The organism is Oceanisphaera arctica, from assembly GCF_002936955.1.
In the GTDB taxonomy this organism is placed as follows: Bacteria; Pseudomonadota; Gammaproteobacteria; order Enterobacterales; family Aeromonadaceae; genus Oceanimonas; species Oceanimonas arctica.
In genome coordinates, this window is sequence record NZ_MPZM01000025.1 from 23,407 (window position 1) to 42,305 (window position 18,899).

Consider the following 18,899-nt stretch of genomic DNA (forward strand, 5'->3'; position numbering starts at 1 on the left):
GCTAGCCATGATCCCCGGTGAATATCAGCTGCAAAGCGGTGACATCGAACTGTGTGTTGGTCGTGACAGCATCACCATGAATGTCGCCAACACCGGCGACCGTCCCATACAGGTCGGTTCCCACTATCATTTTGCCGAAACCAATCAGGCCCTGCGCTTTGATCGCAAACAGGCCTACGGGTATCGCCTGGCAATCGCCGCAGGTACGGCGATTCGTTTCGAGCCGGGCCAGAGCCGCGAGGTCTCGTTGATTCCGTTTTCCGGCCTGCGCCGCATCTACGGCTTTCGTGGTGAGGTTATGGGGCCATTGGACAAGAGCCCGAAAGAGGGAGCAGTAACATGAAGATTTCCCGTCAAGCGTATGCGGACATGTATGGCCCGACCACCGGTGACCGGATCCGCCTGGGTGATACCGAATTGTGGATCGAAATCGAACACGACCACACCCATTACGGTGAAGAAGTAAAATTCGGTGGCGGCAAAGTGATTCGTGACGGCATGGGACAGAGCCAGCGTTGTGACGATGCGGTGATGGACACTGTCATTACCAACGCCATCATTATCGACTGGTGGGGCATCGTTAAAGCCGATGTGGGTCTGAAAAACGGTCGCATCGCGGCCATCGGCAAGGCCGGAAACCCGGATACCCAGCCCGATATTGACATCGTTATCGGCCCCGGAACCGAAATCATCGCCGGTGAAGGTAACATCCTGACCGCCGGCGGCGTCGATACCCACGTGCATTACATCTGTCCGCAGCAGGTTGACGAAGCGCTGATGAGTGGTCTGACGACCATGATCGGTGGTGGCACCGGCCCGGCCACCGGCTCCACCGCGACCACCCACACCCCCGGCCCCTGGCATCTGGGCAAAATGATGCAGGCGGTGGATGATTTACCGATCAACATCGGCTTTCTCGGCAAAGGCAGCGCCAGTACGCCAGAAGCGCTGGAGCAACAGGTCAAAGCCGGAGCCATGAGCCTGAAAATCCACGAGGATTGGGGCGCAGCGCCGGCCTCCATCAGCAACGCACTGGATGTGGCCGATCGCTACGACATACAGGTCGCCATTCACGCCGACAGCCTGAACGAATCCGGCTTTGTGGAAGACACCCTGGCGGCCTTCAAAGACCGTTGCATTCACACCTACCACACCGAAGGTGCCGGTGGTGGTCACGCGCCCGATATTATCGTCGCCTGTGGCCTGCCCAACGTATTGCCGTCGTCCACCAACCCGACCCGGCCGTACACCATTAACACCATTGATGAACACCTCGACATGCTGATGGTGTGTCATCACCTGGATCCCAATATTCCGGAAGACGTGGCCTTTGCCGATTCCCGCATCCGTCGCGAAACCATTGCCGCCGAAGACATCCTTCACGACCTAGGGGTGATTTCGATGGTCTCTTCCGATTCCCAGGCCATGGGCCGGATTGGTGAAGTGGTATGTCGCACCTGGCAAACTGCGCACAAAATGCGCCTTCAGCGCGGCCTGTTGCCGGAAGACCAGGAGCGAGGCACCGACAACTTCCGGGTGAAGCGTTACATCGCCAAATACACCATCAACCCGGCGATTACCCACGGCGTTGGCCACGAAGTCGGCTCCATAGAAGTCGGCAAGTTTGCGGATCTGGTGTTGTGGAAACCAATGTTCTTCGGCGTCAAACCGTCGATCATCCTGAAAGGCGGCATGATAGCCGGAGCGGCCATGGGCGACCCCAACGCTTCCATATCCACGCCACAACCGGTGCATTACCGCCGCATGTTCGGTGCCTTAGGCAGAGCGGCAGCCGCAACCCGGATGACCTTCGTCAGTCAGGCCGCCATGAACACCGGGCTGGAAGAAAAACTGGGCCTGAAGAGCCCGCTGGTGGCGGTTAAAAACGTCCGCCAGATGCGTAAGAGCGATATGAAGCTGAACGACGCCTGCCCGAAACTGACGGTAGACCCACAAACCTACGAAGTTCACGCAGACGGCGTGTTACTGACCTGTGAGCCGCTGTCCGAGTTGCCATTGGCCCAGCGCTATCATTTGTTCTAAATCGCTTGCAAGGACAACTAAATGCTTGAATTAACACAGCGAATAGACGGCAGCACCCAGGCCGAGGTGTACGACACACTGACCTTACCCTACGAGCTGCGCATCCGTGGCCGCCTGAAGGCGGTGACCGATAACGGCCGCGACGTCGGCCTGTTCCTCGATCGTGGCCCGGTGCTGCGCCACGGCGATCTGTTGCAGGCCAGCAGCGGTGAGGTGATCCGTATTTGTGCCGCCGACGAGCCGGTAACTACCGCGTTCATCGAGGGCGGTCTGCCGTTGGGACGGTTGTGCTACCACCTGGGTAACCGCCACGTGTCGCTCGCCATTGGCGCAGACGCAGACGGCCGCCACTGGGTGCGATTCCCGCCGGACCACGTACTGGAAGAGCTGGCGGTACTGCTGGGTGCCACCCTGAGCCACCACGAGGCGCCGTTTGACCCTGAATCGGGTGCCTATGCCCACGCCGGGCGAGAACATTCTCACGGGCACTCTCACGGCCATGGACATGATCACTCCCATGACGACGACCATAACCATGCACACTGATAACCAACCAGTCGTGGCCAGTGATCTGGCATTGCTGGGGTTGATGCAACTGATCAGCCCGGCATTGCCGATTGGTGCATTCGCCTGGTCACAAGGTTTGGAGAGTGCGTTTGAGCTGGGCTGGGTGCGCAACGAACAGGAACTGGGCGAGTGGCTGGAAGGCGTACTCGACGATGGCCTGAGCCGGTGCGAATTGCCGGTGCTGGCGCGGCTACAGAATTGCTGGGCCAAGGGCGACAGCGACGGCCTGGCATTCTGGAACGACTGGCTGCACGCCAACCGCGAAACCGCCGAACTCAGCGATGAAGACACGCGTTTAGGGCTGGCATTGATGCGCTTGCTCACCAGCCTGTCGCTGCAGCCGCAGGCAGAGCAGGGCCACGCCCAACTGCCGGAAGAGCCCGGTTACGTCACCGTGTTCGCCTGGACCGCACACCAACGGCAAGTGCCGGTGCGCCAGACTTTGCTCGGCTTTGTCTGGGGCTGGCTGGAAAACCAGCTCGCGGTGGCCTGCAAAGCCATGCCTTTAGGGCATACCGCCGCTCAGCGCCTGAACGAACAGTTGCGCCCCAAGCTGGTGGTTGCGGTTGAAACCGCACTGGCGTTAACCGACGAGCAACTGGGCCCGATTTTACCGGGGCTGGCCCTCGGCAGTGCCCAGCATGAAACCCAGTATTCAAGATTATTCCGAAGCTGACCGCTTCGACCTCACTGAAGGAAAAGTCGCAATGAAACATTGTTTACGAGTAGGCGTCGGTGGCCCGGTTGGTTCCGGAAAAACCGCCTTGTTGCGCCAGTTGTGTAAAGCCCTGAAAGATCACTACGACATCGCCGTGGTCACCAACGACATCTACACCCGTGAAGATGCCGACTTTCTGCTGAAGCACGACGCCCTGCCAGCCGACCGTATTCTCGGGGTAGAAACCGGCGGCTGCCCGCATACCGCCATCCGTGAAGATGCCTCCATGAACCTGGCGGCTATTGACGATCTGCAGGCGCGTCACCCCAACCTGGAACTGGTGCTGGTGGAGTCCGGCGGCGACAACCTGGCGGCTACCTTCAGCCCGGAGCTGTCCGACCTGACTCTGTACGTGATCGACGTCTCCGCCGGCGACAAAATTCCCCGTAAAGGCGGTCCCGGTATCACCAAGTCCGATTTGCTGATTATCAACAAGATCGACATCGCCGAATACGTGCATGCTTCGCTGGATGTAATGGAGCGGGATTCCAAGAAAATGCGCGGCGAGCGCCCCTTCATCTTCGCCAACCTGTACGACGGCGTTGGCCTGGAAGAAATCATCAGCTTCATTCTGAAGCAGGGCATGTTGCCCGAGCGCCGTCCCGGAAAACCCGGCAGCACCAACTGAGCGATCAGGCTCCAGCTAAAAACAATCAATAATCCAATAACAAACAGCGTAAATTAACGGAGAACACCATGAACAAAATGACTAAATTGCTGATGACCGTTGGCCTGATGCTGACCGCCACCGCCGCCTCTGCCCACCCCGGCCATGACGGGCACACCCACAGCGATTTTCTCAGCGGTTTGCTGCACCCCATGATGGGCCTTGACCACCTGCTGGCCATGGCCGCCATCGGTTTCTGGAGCATCCGCCAGAACACCGCCATGAAAAATGGCACGCCTTTGTTTGTGGTGGGTGGCATGATCGTGGGTGCGGCCCTGGCCTGGGGCGGCCTGAGTCTGGTCGGTGTGGAAACCGGCATCGCCATGTCGGTCCTGCTGGCCGGCGTGCTGATCGCCACCATGGCCAAGCTGCCCACCGCCATTGGCGGCACCCTGGTCGCCCTGTTCATGATCACCCACGGCTACGCCCACGGTACCGAAATGACCGCCGGCGCCAGCCTGATGTCTTACATGGCCGGCTTCGTCATCGCCACCTTGGCCATTACCTTTGCCGGCCGTCGTCTGGGTGCTGCCATGCAGAAAGCCGACAACCGCGTAACCCGAGCCCTGGGTGGTGTGGTTGCAGTAGTTGGTGGTGTGTTGGCTGCTGGCTGAACCCCGCTGAAACGGTAAGCTGTCCATAGGGCAAGTCCAAAAAGCCGCGCGGACTTCGTGCGGCTTTTTAAGTTTAGGGGCCCCGTCTTGAACCATTACCCGCTCTGAATGAGCCAAAAAGGCAGACGGTGGTACCGAGTCAAACTGAAATCCAGTTAACTTTATATCAAGCAGGAGTTATATCGATATGAGTGGCACTATTATCAAGCGTTCAATAAACACGGAAAAGGCACCGGTAAATTCTGTATCCACACAATCCGTTGCCTTTTCTCATTACAACAATATCTCGGCCCAATTGCCCGTTTCCCCTGAAACCGGTGACATTGTGGCAGCTGATATCGCTGCGCAGGCACGGCAGTGCTTTGAGAACATTAAAGCCATTGTGGAAAGTATCGACCACGTCATGAACGATGTGGTTAAAATCAATATCTTCCTGAAAGACATCGCGGACATTGACGCTGTCGATGCCGTATATGCCAGCTTCTTCCAGAACTATCTGCCCGTACGGACGACAGTCGCAGTCGATGCCTTGCCGCTGGATGGTGCCCTGCTGCAGGTGGATGCCCTGATTTCAAACGGTGAAGGGACCACTCCACAAGCGCCTTGCGATCTCGTCAAGGTGGCAAAAAACACTGAAAATGCTCCCAAAAGTTCTGTATCTACACACACTGTCGCTTTTTCTCATTACAACAACATTTCAGCTCAATTACCGATCGATCCTCAGTCTGGTGAATTGGTAGCGGGTGGTGTAAAAGAGCAGACTGGACAGTGCCTGAAGAATATCAAGGCCATTTTAGAAAGTATCGATGTTCCCTTTGACGATATCGTTAAAGTAAATATCTTCCTGAAAAACCTTGCGGACATTGATGCCGTAAACGAAGTGTACACCACATTTTTCCCGGACTCGGCTATCGCCAGAACCCTGGCCTATGTTCCTGCGCGGACAATAGTTGCAGCTTCCGCTTTGCCTATGGATGCTTTGGTACAAATTGATGTGGTTGTGTCACACGGAGATGGCACCCCGCCCCAAGCGGTTGAAGACCGGCATGGTATCGTCATCAGAGCAAACAATACGGAAAATGCCCCAAAGTGTGCTCTCTCTACACAAACTGTCGCGTTTTCTCATTACAATCACATTTCAGCTCAATTACCTTTGGATCCAAAAACGGGTGCAGTGGTAGCTGGTGATGTAACAGAGCAGGCAAAGCAGTGCTTAACAAATATTAAAGCGATTGTAGAAAGTATCGGCCACGTTATGGACGATGCGGTTAAAATCAATATCCAGCTGAAAAATATCGCCGATATTGATGCCGTAAACGAAGTTTACACAACTTTCTTCAACAGCGATCTTCCTGCAAGAACAACCGTTGGCGTATCAGCTATCCCTATGGACGCTTTGGTACAAATTGACGCCGTTATCTCTAACGCTGAAGGTACACCACCAGCGTTATAAGTGTGTTTTTGGTTCTGTCACAAAGCTTAATGGAACCATAACTGCACTCGTTTTCAAACGCACCCAGGCTGCGTTGGCATAAAAAAAGGCAACACAATAACCCATCAGGATTATCGTGTTGCCTCCATCTTATTATCCACCCTCATTCTGCTCCGCAAGCATCCTTTCGCAAGATCAACTTACCATTAATGAGCCAGAAAGAACTGATAGGCAGGATCCTGAGTCACCTCATCCCAGCGGTAGCCCAGCTCGGCCAGGTGGCGTTCGAACGAGGCCAGATCCTGGTCGGGCAGCTCGAAGGCACAGAGCACCCGGCCAAATTCGGCACCGTGGTTGCGGTAGTGAAACAGGCTAATGTTCCAGTGCGTACCCAGGGTATGCAGAAAGCGCATCAGGGCACCAGGTTGCTCGGGAAACCTGAAGCTGTACAGCCGTTCATGCAGCGCCTTGGGTGGCCGACCACCCACCATGTAACGTACATGGGACTTGGCCAGATCGTTGTCGGTCATGTTGGCCACCGGATAACCGGCCTGCTCCAGTTCCATCATGATCTGGGTCAGTTCCCGGTCACCGTCGCTGAGCCGGACCGACACCAAGAGAGCGGCCTTTTCTTCCGACGAGTAGCGATAGTTGAACTCGGTCACCATGCGGTTGCCAAGTACCTCGCAGAATTCCAGAAAAGCCCCCTTGCGCTCGGGGATGGTCACCGCCAGCACCCCTTCCCGCTTTTCACCCAGCTCGCAACGCTCGGAGACATAACGCAGAGAATGGAAGTTGACGTTAGCACCGCTGAGCACCGCCGCCATGCGGGCATGTTTGTAATCACCCGCCTGGCTGTACTTCTTCAACCCGGCCAGCGACAGCGCGCCCGAAGGCTCGGCGATGGCGCGGGTATCTTCGAAGATATCCTTGAGCGCGGCGCAGATCTCGTCGGAACTGACGGTGACCACGCCATCGAGATACTCGCGGCACAGGCGAAAGGTCTCGGTGCCCATGCGCTTCACCGCCACCCCGTCGGCAAACATGCTGACGCGGTCCAGGGTGACAATTTCCCCGGCCTTGAGGGCGGCGTTAAGGCAGGCCGAGCCCTCGGCCTCGACGCCAATCACCTTGACCTGAGGCAGCAGCTGCTTGATGTAGACCGACACCCCGGCCGCCAGACCACCGCCGCCCACCGGCACAAATACATGGGTCAGGCGGGTATCCTGCTCCAGCAGTTCGCGCCCTATGGTGCCCTGACCGGCGATCACGTCTTCGTCATCGAAGGGAGGGATCAGGGTCAGGCTATGCTCCTGCGCCAGCTCCAGACAACGGGCATAGGCTTCATCGAAGTTGTTGCCATGCAGTATCACCTTGCCGCCAAAACGGCGCACCGACTCCACCTTGATGTCGGGGGTGACCGTGGGCATCACTATGGTGGCGTCGATGCCCAGCTTGGCGGCCGACAAGGCCACGCCCTGGGCATGGTTGCCGGCCGAGGCCGCAATGACCCCGGCCTGCTGCTGCTCTGCGCTTAACTGGGCAATCTTGTTGTAAGCACCCCGTAGCTTGAAAGAATGCACCGGTTGCATGTCTTCCCGCTTCAGCGATACCGAATGACCCAGCCGCTCGGAAAGTTTCTTGAGCGGCGACAAGGGGGTCACCCGCGCCGCCTCATACACCGGAGACAGCAGGATGCAGCGTAGATATTCGGTCGCCGACCGCAGCTTGGCGGCCTCTTTCAATGCCGGTTGTGCCATTATTATCCCCCCAGCTTGCTGATATCGCGTACCGCGCCCTTGTCAGCACTGGTGGCCAGCGACGCATAGGCGCGCAGGGCGAAAGACACTTCCCGCTCGCGACCAATCGGCCGCCAGCCTTGCTCACCCCTGGCATCCATGACTTCACGACGGGCGGCCAGTTCGGACTCCGCCACGTCCAGCACTATGCTGCGACCCGGAATATTGATATCGATGATATCGCCGTTCTGTACCAGGCCTATGGTGCCGCCGTTGGCCGCCTCGGGGGAGACATGACCGATGGACAGGCCCGAGGTACCGCCAGAGAAGCGACCATCGGTGATCAGCGCACACTTGGTGCCCAGGCCCATCGACTTGAGGTAGGTGGTGGGGTAGAGCATTTCCTGCATGCCGGGCCCGCCTTTGGGGCCTTCGTAGCGGATCACCACCACATCACCGGCTTTCACTTCGCCACCCAGAATACCTTCTACCGCCGTATCCTGACTTTCATAGATGCGGGCGGGGCCACGGAACACCAGGTTATCGTCGGACACACCGGCGGTCTTGACGATACAACCGTCTACTGCCAGGTTGCCGGACAATACGGCCAGGCCACCTTCCAGACTGTAGGCGTGCTCAAGGCTGCGGATACAACCTTCAGCTCTGTCGTCGTCCAGAGTCGGCCAGCGGCAATCCTGGCTGAATGCCTTGGTGGTACGGATACCGGCAGGACCGGCGCGGAACATGGTTTTCACCGCTTCGTCTTCGGTCACCATCACATCGTATCGGGCCAGCTGTTCGGCCAGGGTCATACCCAGCACGGTCGGCAGCTCGGTATGCAGCAGACCGGCACGGTCCAGCTCGCCGAGAATGCCCATGACACCACCGGCGCGGTGCACATCTTCCATGTGGTATTTCGGGGTGGACGGCGCCACCTTGCACAGCTGGGGTACCTTGCGCGACAGGGCATCGATGTCGGTCATGGTGAAGTCGACACCGGCCTCGTGGGCGGCGGCCAGCAGGTGCAGTACGGTATTGGTGGAACCACCCATGGCGACATCCAGCACCATGGCGTTTTCAAACGCCGCCTTGGTGGCGATGTTGCGCGGCAGGGCCGAGTCGTCATCCTGCTCGTAATAACGCTTGGTCAGCTCGACGATACGATGGCCGGCTGTCTTGAACAGCTGTTCACGATCCGCGTGGGTGGCCAGCAGGGAGCCGTTGGCGGGCTGAGACAAGCCCAGGGCTTCGGTCAGGCAGTTCATGGAGTTGGCGGTAAACATGCCGGAGCAGGAACCACAGGTCGGGCAGGCGCTGCGCTCGACTTGCTCACTCTGAGCGTCAGACACGGTAGGATCGGCACCCTGGATCATGGCGTCGACCAGATCCAGCTTGATGATTTGGTCAGACAACTTGGTTTTGCCGGCTTCCATGGGGCCACCGGAGACGAAGATCACCGGAATATTGACCCGCAGGGCGGCCATCAGCATGCCCGGGGTGATTTTATCGCAGTTGGAGATACACACCATGGCGTCGGCACAGTGGGCATTGACCATGTACTCGACCGAGTCGGCGATCAGATCCCGACTGGGCAGGCTGTAGAGCATGCCGCCATGACCCATGGCGATGCCATCATCCACGGCGATGGTGTTGAATTCCTTGGCGACGCCACCGGCGGCTTCGATTTCACGCGCCACCAGCTGGCCCATGTCTTTCAGGTGTACATGGCCCGGCACAAACTGGGTGAAGGAGTTAACCACGGCGATGATCGGCTTGCCGAAATCTTCTTCGGTCATGCCGGTGGCGCGCCAGAGGGCGCGGGCGCCGGCCATGTTGCGGCCGTGAGTGGTGGTGGCGGAACGATACCTTGGCATTCTATAACTCCTGTAACAACAATTGAGTAAAACAGGGACGCAGTGCGCCCCTCTCTCTTATTTGAAAATCAAACTTTCACCGGGGTCAACCAACCCCATTTATCCCTGGTGCTGCCGTCGAACAACCCGAAAAAAGCTTTTTGCAATTCTGTGGTGATCGGGCCTCGTTTACCGGCCCCAAGCTCTATGCCATCCACGCTGCGCACCGGGGTCACCTCGGCGGCGGTGCCGGTCATGAACATTTCATCGGCCAGATACAGCGCCTCGCGAGAGATGGCTTCTTCCCGCACCTGATAACCGGCTTCGCGCGCCAGGGTCATCAGGGTATCGCGGGTGATACCGGGCAGGATACAGGCGGTAACCGGCGGGGTATAGAGTACCTTGTTCTTGATCAGAAACAGGTTTTCTCCCGCGCCCTCGCTCAGGTGGCCATGCACGTCGAGAGAAATGCCCTCGTCATAGCCGTGGCGCTTGGCTTCGCCGGATATCAACTGAGAAGAAAGATAGTTACCGCCGGCTTTGGCGCCGGTGGGCATGGTATTGGGCGCCAGCCGGTTCCAGGAGGTCACGCAGACATCCACGCCCCGCTCCAGCCCCTCTTCGCCCAAGTAGGCGCCCCAGGGAATGGCGGCGACAATCACGTCGCACGGCACGTCTTTAGGCGCGTTGAGGCCCATGCCGACGTTGCCGATAAATACCAGCGGCCGCAGGTAGGCGCTGTTCAACTCATTCTCGCTTACCGCTTTCCGGCAGGCGTCCATCAGTTCTTCATGGGTATACGGGATCTTCATTCGATAGATTTTGGCTGAATCGAACAGGCGTTGTACGTGCTCTTCCAGACGAAAAATCATCGGGCCCCTGGGCGTCTCATAGGCACGAATGCCCTCGAACACCGACGAGCCGTAATGCAGCGCATGACTCATTACATGCACCTGGGCCTTTTCCCAGGGCACCATATCACCATTGAACCAGATGTATTTGGCAGTAGACATTGGTTGTTCCCTCAAGCCGTTTTTCTGAATCGTTGCTCCACAAGCTGCGCCTCGACACGGGTTATATCCATCAGCTTTTCGAGTTGGCGACTCAACAGCTGAATGGCTCTGTCACTGCTGACAGTAACTCTAATATTAAGACTTTTACAATCAACCGAGGTGGACATTTCCATGTCATCCACCCGAAAGCCACGATGACGGATCAGACGAAGCACCCGCTCGAGGACCTCGGGACGAAACTGGGCTTCTATCTGCAAATTGTGCTGGTTCATGCTTTTTTCTCCATCATCTGGTCGTTGGCAACACCGGGCGGCACCAGGGGCCATACGTTTTCCTGCTCTGAAATACGAACATGCAACAGGTAGGCGGTATCGGCCGCCAGCATGCGCTGGATGGCTGGCTCCACTTCCTCTTTGCAGGTAATGGTTTCGCCGGGAATATTGAAGGCGGCGGCCATGGCCACAAAATCTGGGTTATCGGTAAGTATGGTTTCGCTGTAGCGACCGTCGAAGAACAGTTCCTGCCACTGACGCACCATGCCCAGTCGCTGGTTGTCGAGCAGCACCATTTTTACCGGCAACTGGGCGCGCTTGAGAGTGCCCAGCTCCTGCACGTTCATCATGAAGGAACCGTCGCCGGAGACCAGCACCGATTCGTGTTCGGGACGGGCCAGCTTGGCACCGATGGCCGCCGGCAGGCCGAAGCCCATGGTGCCCAGACCCGAACTGCTCAGGTGGTTGCGCGGGCTGGTAAAGCTCATGTGCTGAGCCACCCACATCTGGTGTTGACCCACGTCGCAGCTCACCATGGCGGTATCCTGCAGGGCATCACTTAACTGCTTGAGCATCAAGGGGGCGTAGATGGCTTCACCCGGGTGGTCGTAACGCCAGCCGTGATCGGCCTTGAGTGCCTTGCAGTGCTGACGCCAGTCGTCGATAGCCAGCGTTTCGTTACCCAACTTATCGCTCACCATCTTATCGCTCACCAACAAGGGCAGTACTGTCATCAGCTCCGCATCTATGCTTACCTGAGCGTGACGCACCTTGCCGAATTCGGCAGCGTCTTTATCCAGATGGATAACCTTGGCGTTCACCGCAAAGGCGTCCAGCTTGCCGGTGACCCGGTCGTCGAAACGGGCGCCAACCACAACTAGCAGATCACTCTGTTGAACTGCCAGATTGGCGGCTTTTGTACCGTGCATGCCGAGCATGCCCAAAAACAGCTCGTCATCCGGATCCAGGGTGCCGATTCCCTTGAGGGTGGTCACCGCCGGCATACCTGTTTGCCGGGCAAAAGCACGTAATTCTGCCTCGGCATTGGCCATGCCGACACCGCCACCGACATACAACACCGGCTTCTTCGCCTTCGTCAGTAGTGCCTGAGCCTGAGCCAGGGCGTCTTCATCCAGGGCATTGGGTTCGGTGCTGAAACTCGGGGTTGCCTTGGGCTCAACCAGCGCAACCTGAATATTTTTGGGCACGTCGATCAACACGGGGCCGGGGCGGCCGGAGCGGGCCACTTCGAAGGCTTCGGCGATAACGGCACCAAGATCCTCGACATTTTCCACCAGATAGGAGTGCTTGGTGCAGGATAACGACATGCCCAGCACGTCCACTTCCTGAAAGGCATCGGTGCCGATGGCTGCCATCGGCACCTGACCAGTAATGGCCACCAGCGGAATGGAGTCGAGCATGGCATCGGCCAGACCGGTGATCAGGTTGGTAGCCCCGGGGCCGGAAGTGGCCATACACACACCCACCTGACCACTGGCTCTGGCATAGCCCACGGCAGCCAAGGCGGCAGCCTGCTCATGACGACACAGCAAATGCTCCACTCCACCGTCGTAGAGCGCGTCATAGAGCGGCATGATGGCGCCGCCGGGGTAACCGAAGATCTGGGTGACTCCCTGTTGTTTCAAAGTCTGAACGATGTACTGTGCGCCATTCATTTTATTGCTGTCCATGTGTTACTGCCAAAGCCGGTTTAAAAAAAACCCCCGAGTGGGTGACTCGGGGGTTTTGCGTTGTTGTCTGCCGGTTATTTTACGTTTCGTCAGACCACAGTGCCCCGAGAGGTGATTTTATAATCACCACTAGGACCACGATAATGCTGACGAAACGTACAAAGAAATTCATGTCACCGACCGTTAAATAGGATGAAGAGCCGGAACCTTCGACTCAAGCAGACCTATAGAACTAGCATGGTGAGCTAAGCTAGACAAGACTTTCTTGTTCACAATATTAAAAAACGGCCAAATCGGGGTAACGAAAAGGTAGTTAAAAAAGCTAAAAAAAGTTAATTTTTAAAAATAAAATATCAGGGAGACCGGATGTCACTCGCCGTTGTTTTTGCCCGCGCCAGTTTGGGCGTCGCCGCGCCACTGGTCACCGTTGAAGCCCATCTTGCCAATGGTCTGCCCGCCTTCAATATCGTCGGTCTGCCGGAAACCACGGTCAAGGAAGCCCGGGATCGGGTACGCAGTGCCCTGCTGAATTCCGGTTTTGAATTTCCCGCCCGGCGTATCACCGTCAACCTGGCTCCCGCCGATCTGCCTAAAGACGGGGGCCGTTTCGATTTGCCCATCGCCATGGCTATTCTTGCCGCCTCAGGCCAAGTCCCCGCCACCAGCCTGGAGCAGCTGGAGTTTCTGGGCGAGCTGGCACTGACCGGGGCGCTGCGATCGATTAAAGGCGCCCTGCCGGCGGTACTGGCCGCCCGCGACAGTGAGCGGATACTGGTACTGCCCGCCGGCAATGGTATAGAGGCCGGTGTGATCCACCCCTGCCCGGCCCGGCTGGCTCCCCACCTTCTGGCCATTACCGCCTGGTTGCAACAAGAAGGAGAATTAGCGGTTCCAGAACGAGTCATATCGGAAGAACGCGACTATATCACCGATCTTTGCGATGTGATCGGCCAGGAAGGTGGCAAGCGGGCACTCGAGATTGCCGCCGCCGGCGAGCACAATCTGCTGCTGCTCGGCCCGCCCGGTACCGGCAAGAGCATGCTAGCCAGTCGCCTGCCGGGGCTGCTGCCGCCGATGAGCGAGGAGGAAGCGCTCGAGACCGCCGCCATCAGGTCCATCAGTGGTCTGAACCTGGATCCAGAAAACTGGCGACTGCGGGCCTTTCGTCAGCCTCATCATTCGGCCTCTGCCGTGGCGCTGGTAGGCGGAGGCAGCTATCCCAGACCCGGGGAAATTTCTCTGGCCCATAACGGAGTACTGTTTCTCGATGAAATGACCGAATTTGAACGACGGGTACTGGATGCCCTGCGCGAACCGCTGGAAACCAGCAGTATCTCCATCGCCCGGGCGGCGCATCGGGTAACGTTTCCCGCCCGCTTTCAGCTGATAGGCGCCATGAACCCCAGCCCTTGCGGCCATTATGCAGATGGCTACAGCCGCAGCTCTTCCGAGCAGATACTGCGTTACCTGAGCAAAATATCCGGGCCTTTTCTGGATCGTTTCGATCTGTCGGTAGAAATACCACTATTACCCCCGGGAGAGCTGAGTCGCATACGGCCCAAAGCCGAAGGGTCGGCCCAGATACGCAAGAGGGTACTGGCAGCCAGAGAACGACAACTAAAACGCGCCGGCAAAACCAATGCCCGGCTCAGTGCCGCCGAGCTGGATAAGTTCTGCCCACTGGAGCAGGAGGATGCCTTGTTTCTGGAGCAGGCTCTGCACCGAATGAAACTCTCCATCCGCGCTTGGCATAAATTGATCCGGGTCGCCAGAACCATAGCCGATCTGAACGACGAACAAGAAATAGGGCGCCATCATTTAATCGAAGCGCTGGGCTACCGGGCCATGGATCGGCTGCTACAACAGTTACAGAGCTGAGCCGGTAAGACGCTGCTATACCTAAACAGACGGCCTTGGCCTAAAGGAGTAACGGATGAAAAGTGCGAAGGAGTTTGCCATTTGGCTGCATGAACGCTTCAAGGAGGCGAAAAGTGGGGTTTATCTGACCAAAGCAGATATAGCCGCGCTCTCCGGAAGGCAGCGCTTTACTCACGAGTTCATCACCGATATTCATTATGAACTGGCGTTAAAGGGCATGGGATTTGTCACCGACACCCACCGGGAGAAATTTTATCTGTTCCATCTGCCTACAACCTATTGGCAGGCCCAGGGGGATGGCTATCAGGAAGACAGTCAGTCCAACGTTCGTACCATAGTCCAGAGCAAGCGCCATACGTCATGACACCCGGAGCCATGATGCGGCGGGCCGCATCATGGCAAGACCGATTATCCTACCGACAGCAAATACTCCACCACCCGGTAAAACCGCTCTTCCGAGCCTATTTCGCTCATGTTCAGCTGATACTTGTCCCTGACCACTATGGTGGGCGTGCCGCGCACATTGAAGCGCTCTGTGGCCTTGTCGTACTGGGCGACCATGCCATTAAGTGCAAAGCTGTTGATCACGCCATCGAAAGCCTTGGCTTCAACACCATTAGCAACGAAGATCGCCTTGATATCATCCAGACCATTGGGCATTTTTTTCTGCCGATGGATCTGGTCGAAGATAACCGGCGTCAGCTTGTCGTCCACCTTGAGCAGTACGGCAGCACCATAGGCGCGCTGCAGCACGGGGCCCATTTCCCGACCGAGAAAAGAAACCGGTACTTTCTGCAACTGTACTTCGGGTACCCGCTCTTGCAGTTTTTCCATCAGTGGCTCAAAGCTGTAGCAATGCGAGCACACATAAGAGAAAAACTCGGTCACTTCCGGTTTGCTGCTGGCGGTTTCATTCACCACAGTGTATTCAACGCCCTCCTTGAATTCGGGAGCGGCACTGGCCAGTGGAGCCAACAGCAGGGCAAACAAAACAACAATATATTTTTTCATACAGGATCCCATTCAGTAGAGGCTGACTCACGTTAAGTAATCAGTTCCAGGAGGTCAAGGATAATGGTACTGCATCCAGACTCTGCAATTGATCGGATAATACTCGAATTTGCTGTTGCCAGTAGTCTTCGGTGTTAAACCAGGGAAAATTGGCCGGAAAGGCAGGATCAGACCAACGCGCCGCCAACCAGGCCATATAGTTAACCATCCGCATGGCTCTTAGTGGTTCAATCAGCGACAGCTCTGCCGCATCAAATTCCCGCACCGTCTCGTAACCGGCCAGCAGGGTGTCCAGCTGCAACAGCTGTTCCTGACGACTACCGCTGAGCATCATCCACAGATCCTGTACCGCCGGACCGGTGCGGCAATCATCGAAGTCGAGCAGCCAGAGTCCGTCACGCCACAGTATATTGCTGACATGGCAGTCACAATGCAGGGTCAGCTGCTGTTTGGGCCGATATAGTGCGGTCGCTTTCTCCACCACCTCATTCAGCCGGGCAAAAAATTCGCCCCGCAGTCGATTCGGTATCCGAGCCTCTTGCTCAAGCACCCGTTGAGCCCGCAACAGATAGTCATCGGTACTCAACTGTGGTCGATGGTGCAGCACAAACTGCTCTCCTACCGTGTGTAACCGCCCCAGTTGCTCTCCCAACGCCTCAAGCTGATCGAGGTTATCGGCCTCGAACTGACGACCGGATACCGAGGGCCAGACCGCAAACAGCATGTTGCCGTGTTCGAAAACGCTGTTTTGATCACGTATGAGCGGTACCGCCACGCGAACACCGGCATCATCCAGGGCGAACAGAAAATCATGTTCCTCCTGGATCTGCTGCCGGCTCCAGCGATGTGGGCGATAAAACTTGGCCACCAAGATGCCATCGGTATCACTCTTGAATCGGTAGACCCGGTTTTCATAGCTGTTCAACGCCATGAGTCCCGAATCGATATAAATGCCGACACTGACCAGCGCATCGGCAATCACATCGGGGGTAAGCTGGTAATAGTTCATGCCACTCCAAAAAAGACCGCAGCAACTGGCTGCGGTCTGAGGATATCAGTTAATCGAGCTGAAGAACTTACTCTTGCTGCGTAACCTGGCCTTGCTGTCGTTTTCATCAAGCCCGGTATGAGTCATCACGAAAGTGATGTCCTTGACCGGCATTGACAGCAGGTAAGGATCCACCGCCAGACTGATCGGCAAGCTCAATACCTCACCACCGCGAACCACGACTTCTTCGGGACCTATCCACTCAACATCATCTATCCCCTCGACACGAAGCCGGTAGGTTTCGGTGTCCAGCGTCTTGTTCATGATTTTCAGGGTATAGGTATTCTCTACCAGCCCTTCGGCAGTTTCACGATAGAGCTGGTTTCGATCCCGGATGATCTCGATACCCATCGGCATGATATTGGATGCCATATAAGCAAAGGCGGCCAGCATCAGCACCATGACAATGCCGTAACCAATCAGCTTGGGTCGCCCCACATCGCTTTCTCCGTGCTGCAACTTGTGCTCTGTGGTATAGCTGATAAGCCCTCTTTCATAGCCCATTCGATCCATGGTCTGATCACAGGCATCCACACAGGCACCGCAGTTGATGCACTCATATTGCAGACCGTCACGAATATCAATTCCCGCCGGACAGACCTGAACACAGAGATTGCAATCGATACAGTCACCCAGCCCCAGCTTTTCGGGATCCGCCTTGCGTGGACGCGGGCCACGGCTCTCGCCCCGCTCGACGTCATAGCTGACCGTATAGGTGTCTTTATCAAACATGGCGGACTGAAAGCGAGAATAGGGACAGATGTGGGTACACATTATGGTGCGCATCCAGCCCGCATTACCGTAAGTACAGAACGCAAAGAACAGCACCCAGAATCCGATCCAGAAGCTGGTCGAAAAGGTCAGCAGATCTACCGCCAGCTCTCTTGCCGGAACGAAATAGGCGATGAAGGTAAAACCGGTAAAAAGTGATACCGCCAGCCAGGAAAGATGCTTGGCACTCTTGCGCCATATCTTGTTGAAGTTCCATGACGACTTGTCCAGCTGGCGGCGTTTGTTGGCGCTGCCTTCCAGCTTTTCCTCGAACCAGATAAACGCGAAAGTCCATACCGTCTGGGGGCACAGGTAGCCACACCATACCCGTCCGAGGAAAGTAGTGATAAAGAACAGAGCGAAGGCCGCCACCATCAACAGCAGAGCCAAAAGAGTCAGATCCTGTGGCCAGATAGTGGTCGAAAATATCTGAAAACGCTGCTGCTCTACATCAAACAGTAACGCCTGTCGTCCATTCCAGCTCAGCCAGGGACCCACTGTAAACAACAGCATGAAAAACCATCCCATCATCTTGCGCAGCTGCTGCCATTGTCCTTTTTGCGCTCGTACATAGATGTGACCTTCGTCTGTAGGCCTGTGGGAACGCACCGCCTCGGTGACATCCTTGATGTCTATCTGCTTATGTTTATCGTTCATCATGCTCACATAGTTGTTCTGACTGACTGCGACCGAATGTTCTACTCGACAAGCTCTTGTTAACTTGCAGATAAGATACGAGTTATGCGGCATTTTGCAGCAAAACACTCGATTAAAAGGTGACACAGGTCACTCTTTTCCGAGCCAGGATCGGTTCATGCTATACAGGACATCATGATAGAGCATTCCGACACCCCCGTACCATGACAGTGATCAGTAATACCAATTCCATTCAGTATCTGATCAGATTGAGGCCTCTGGTGCCAGAGGCAACACAGCCGCCTCGCCGTAAACCCATCGATGGGGCTCGTGAATGCCATCTGACCGCCAGGGAAGGGGGGAATGCCGGAACGGCAGGAACATTTTCCGGCCATGGCATTTCACGGTCGTGGGAGCCGTTCTCTGTTGCCTCTTCTTGAACACCGAGTTGCCCGAAGACGGCGCCAACAGGCCACGCCGAAGCATCAAGGAGGACGAAGGGATCTGCTTCACCGACCATCACATGACAGGGAAGTCATGTGCTGAGCGTCACAGGGAGGTGCTTGAGCGGGTCGGAGAAGCTGGCCCTTTGTCCGGGATTGATATAACAGTCAAAAAGATCGAACAGACAGGCTCCAGAGCTCTCCGGAACAGAAAAACAATGAGGAATAAAAGACAGGCAAAACAAAAAGCCCCGCTCGTTGAGCGGGGCTTGGTGATAGGTGTTTGACTGTGACCTACTTTCACATGGCAGCTGCCACACTATCATCGGCGCGGGTGCGTTTCACTTCTGAGTTCGGCATGGGATCAGGTGGGACCACAACGCTATGGCAGTCAAACAAAACTGGTTGTATCTAATTTTAATCTGGTGCTGATACCCGGATTCGAACTGGGGACCTCACCCTTACCAAGGGTGCGCTCTACCAACTGAGCTATATCAGCGGAA

General features: G+C 56.5%; 17 protein-coding genes, 1 tRNA gene and 1 rRNA gene. 9 read left to right on the forward strand and 10 right to left on the reverse strand.

Annotated elements, in window-relative coordinates:
• Positions 1-7 precede the first annotated feature (7 nt).
• The 7 genes from UN63_RS11370 (at position 8) to UN63_RS11400 (ending at position 6,062) form a co-directional block, all read left to right on the forward strand.
• Positions 8-343 carry an urease subunit beta gene (locus UN63_RS11370; protein WP_104486869.1) on the forward strand — a complete coding sequence of 112 codons (336 nt, stop codon included), beginning with the start codon at positions 8-10 and terminating at the stop codon, positions 341-343.
• On the forward strand, positions 340-2,043 hold the full coding sequence (gene ureC, locus UN63_RS11375) for an urease subunit alpha (RefSeq protein ID WP_104486870.1): 1,704 nt from the start codon (positions 340-342) through the stop codon (positions 2,041-2,043). The genes UN63_RS11370 and ureC overlap by 4 nt, the downstream gene beginning before the upstream one ends.
• Positions 2,044-2,064: 21 nt before the next feature.
• The gene (gene ureE / locus UN63_RS11380; protein ID WP_104486871.1) at positions 2,065-2,589 is read left to right on the forward strand and encodes an urease accessory protein UreE; all 525 of its coding nucleotides are present in this window, start codon (positions 2,065-2,067) and stop codon (positions 2,587-2,589) included.
• Entirely contained in the window at positions 2,561-3,286 is a 726-nt protein-coding gene (locus UN63_RS11385; protein ID WP_229793579.1) for an urease accessory protein UreF, read from the forward strand. Before ureE ends, UN63_RS11385 begins: the two co-directional genes overlap by 29 nt.
• Before the next feature lie 31 nt (positions 3,287-3,317).
• Positions 3,318-3,956: an urease accessory protein UreG gene (ureG, locus tag UN63_RS11390; RefSeq protein WP_104486873.1), complete on the forward strand. Its 639-nt coding sequence runs from the start codon at positions 3,318-3,320 to the stop codon at positions 3,954-3,956.
• A gap of 68 nt (positions 3,957-4,024) precedes the next feature.
• The gene (locus UN63_RS11395; protein ID WP_104486874.1) at positions 4,025-4,609 is read left to right on the forward strand and encodes a HupE/UreJ family protein; all 585 of its coding nucleotides are present in this window, start codon (positions 4,025-4,027) and stop codon (positions 4,607-4,609) included.
• A gap of 187 nt (positions 4,610-4,796) precedes the next feature.
• The gene (locus UN63_RS11400) at positions 4,797-6,062 is read left to right on the forward strand and encodes a RidA family protein (RefSeq protein WP_104486875.1); all 1,266 of its coding nucleotides are present in this window, start codon (positions 4,797-4,799) and stop codon (positions 6,060-6,062) included.
• A gap of 185 nt (positions 6,063-6,247) precedes the next feature.
• On the opposite strand, the gene ilvA is transcribed toward UN63_RS11400, so the two are convergent.
• From ilvA to ilvG, 5 genes are all read right to left on the reverse strand, one after another.
• Entirely contained in the window at positions 6,248-7,768 is a 1,521-nt protein-coding gene (ilvA, locus tag UN63_RS11405; RefSeq protein WP_104486888.1) for a threonine ammonia-lyase, biosynthetic, read from the reverse strand.
• A 35-nt stretch (positions 7,769-7,803) separates the two neighbouring features.
• Positions 7,804-9,654, reverse strand: a complete 1,851-nt coding sequence (gene ilvD / locus UN63_RS11410) for a dihydroxy-acid dehydratase (RefSeq protein ID WP_104486876.1) — start codon at positions 9,652-9,654, stop codon at positions 7,804-7,806.
• 68 nt (positions 9,655-9,722) lie between these two features.
• Positions 9,723-10,646, reverse strand: coding sequence for a branched-chain amino acid transaminase (locus UN63_RS11415; protein ID WP_104486877.1), 924 nt, complete (start codon positions 10,644-10,646; stop codon positions 9,723-9,725).
• Between the two features lie 11 nt (positions 10,647-10,657).
• On the reverse strand, positions 10,658-10,918 hold the full coding sequence (ilvM, locus tag UN63_RS11420; RefSeq protein ID WP_104486878.1) for an acetolactate synthase 2 small subunit: 261 nt from the start codon (positions 10,916-10,918) through the stop codon (positions 10,658-10,660).
• A complete protein-coding gene (gene ilvG, locus UN63_RS11425) occupies positions 10,915-12,594 on the reverse strand; it encodes an acetolactate synthase 2 catalytic subunit (protein ID WP_104486879.1) in 1,680 nt (559 codons plus the stop codon). The genes ilvM and ilvG overlap by 4 nt, the downstream gene beginning before the upstream one ends.
• A gap of 381 nt (positions 12,595-12,975) precedes the next feature.
• On the opposite strand from ilvG, the gene UN63_RS11430 reads away from it, so the two are divergent.
• Positions 12,976-14,487, forward strand: coding sequence for a YifB family Mg chelatase-like AAA ATPase (locus UN63_RS11430; protein ID WP_104486880.1), 1,512 nt, complete (start codon positions 12,976-12,978; stop codon positions 14,485-14,487).
• A 55-nt stretch (positions 14,488-14,542) separates the two neighbouring features.
• Complete coding sequence (locus tag UN63_RS11435) at positions 14,543-14,851, forward strand: hypothetical protein (protein WP_181068236.1); 309 nt, start codon at positions 14,543-14,545, stop codon at positions 14,849-14,851.
• A gap of 44 nt (positions 14,852-14,895) precedes the next feature.
• Here UN63_RS11435 and UN63_RS11440 read toward each other — a convergent pair whose 3' ends face one another.
• The 5 genes from UN63_RS11440 to UN63_RS11465 all read right to left on the reverse strand — a co-directional run bounded on the left by UN63_RS11440 (position 14,896) and on the right by UN63_RS11465 (position 18,895).
• A complete protein-coding gene (locus UN63_RS11440) occupies positions 14,896-15,498 on the reverse strand; it encodes a thiol:disulfide interchange protein DsbA/DsbL (RefSeq protein ID WP_104486881.1) in 603 nt (200 codons plus the stop codon).
• 40 nt (positions 15,499-15,538) lie between these two features.
• The gene (locus UN63_RS11445) at positions 15,539-16,507 is read right to left on the reverse strand and encodes a serine/threonine protein kinase (RefSeq protein ID WP_104486882.1); all 969 of its coding nucleotides are present in this window, start codon (positions 16,505-16,507) and stop codon (positions 15,539-15,541) included.
• A 45-nt stretch (positions 16,508-16,552) separates the two neighbouring features.
• Positions 16,553-17,974, reverse strand: a complete 1,422-nt coding sequence (gene ccoG / locus UN63_RS11450; RefSeq protein ID WP_104486883.1) for a cytochrome c oxidase accessory protein CcoG — start codon at positions 17,972-17,974, stop codon at positions 16,553-16,555.
• A gap of 703 nt (positions 17,975-18,677) precedes the next feature.
• A 5S ribosomal RNA gene (rrf, locus tag UN63_RS11460) occupies positions 18,678-18,792 on the reverse strand.
• 27 nt (positions 18,793-18,819) lie between these two features.
• Positions 18,820-18,895: transfer RNA gene (locus UN63_RS11465), tRNA-Thr, on the reverse strand.
• Between the last annotated feature and the right edge of the window lie 4 nt (positions 18,896-18,899).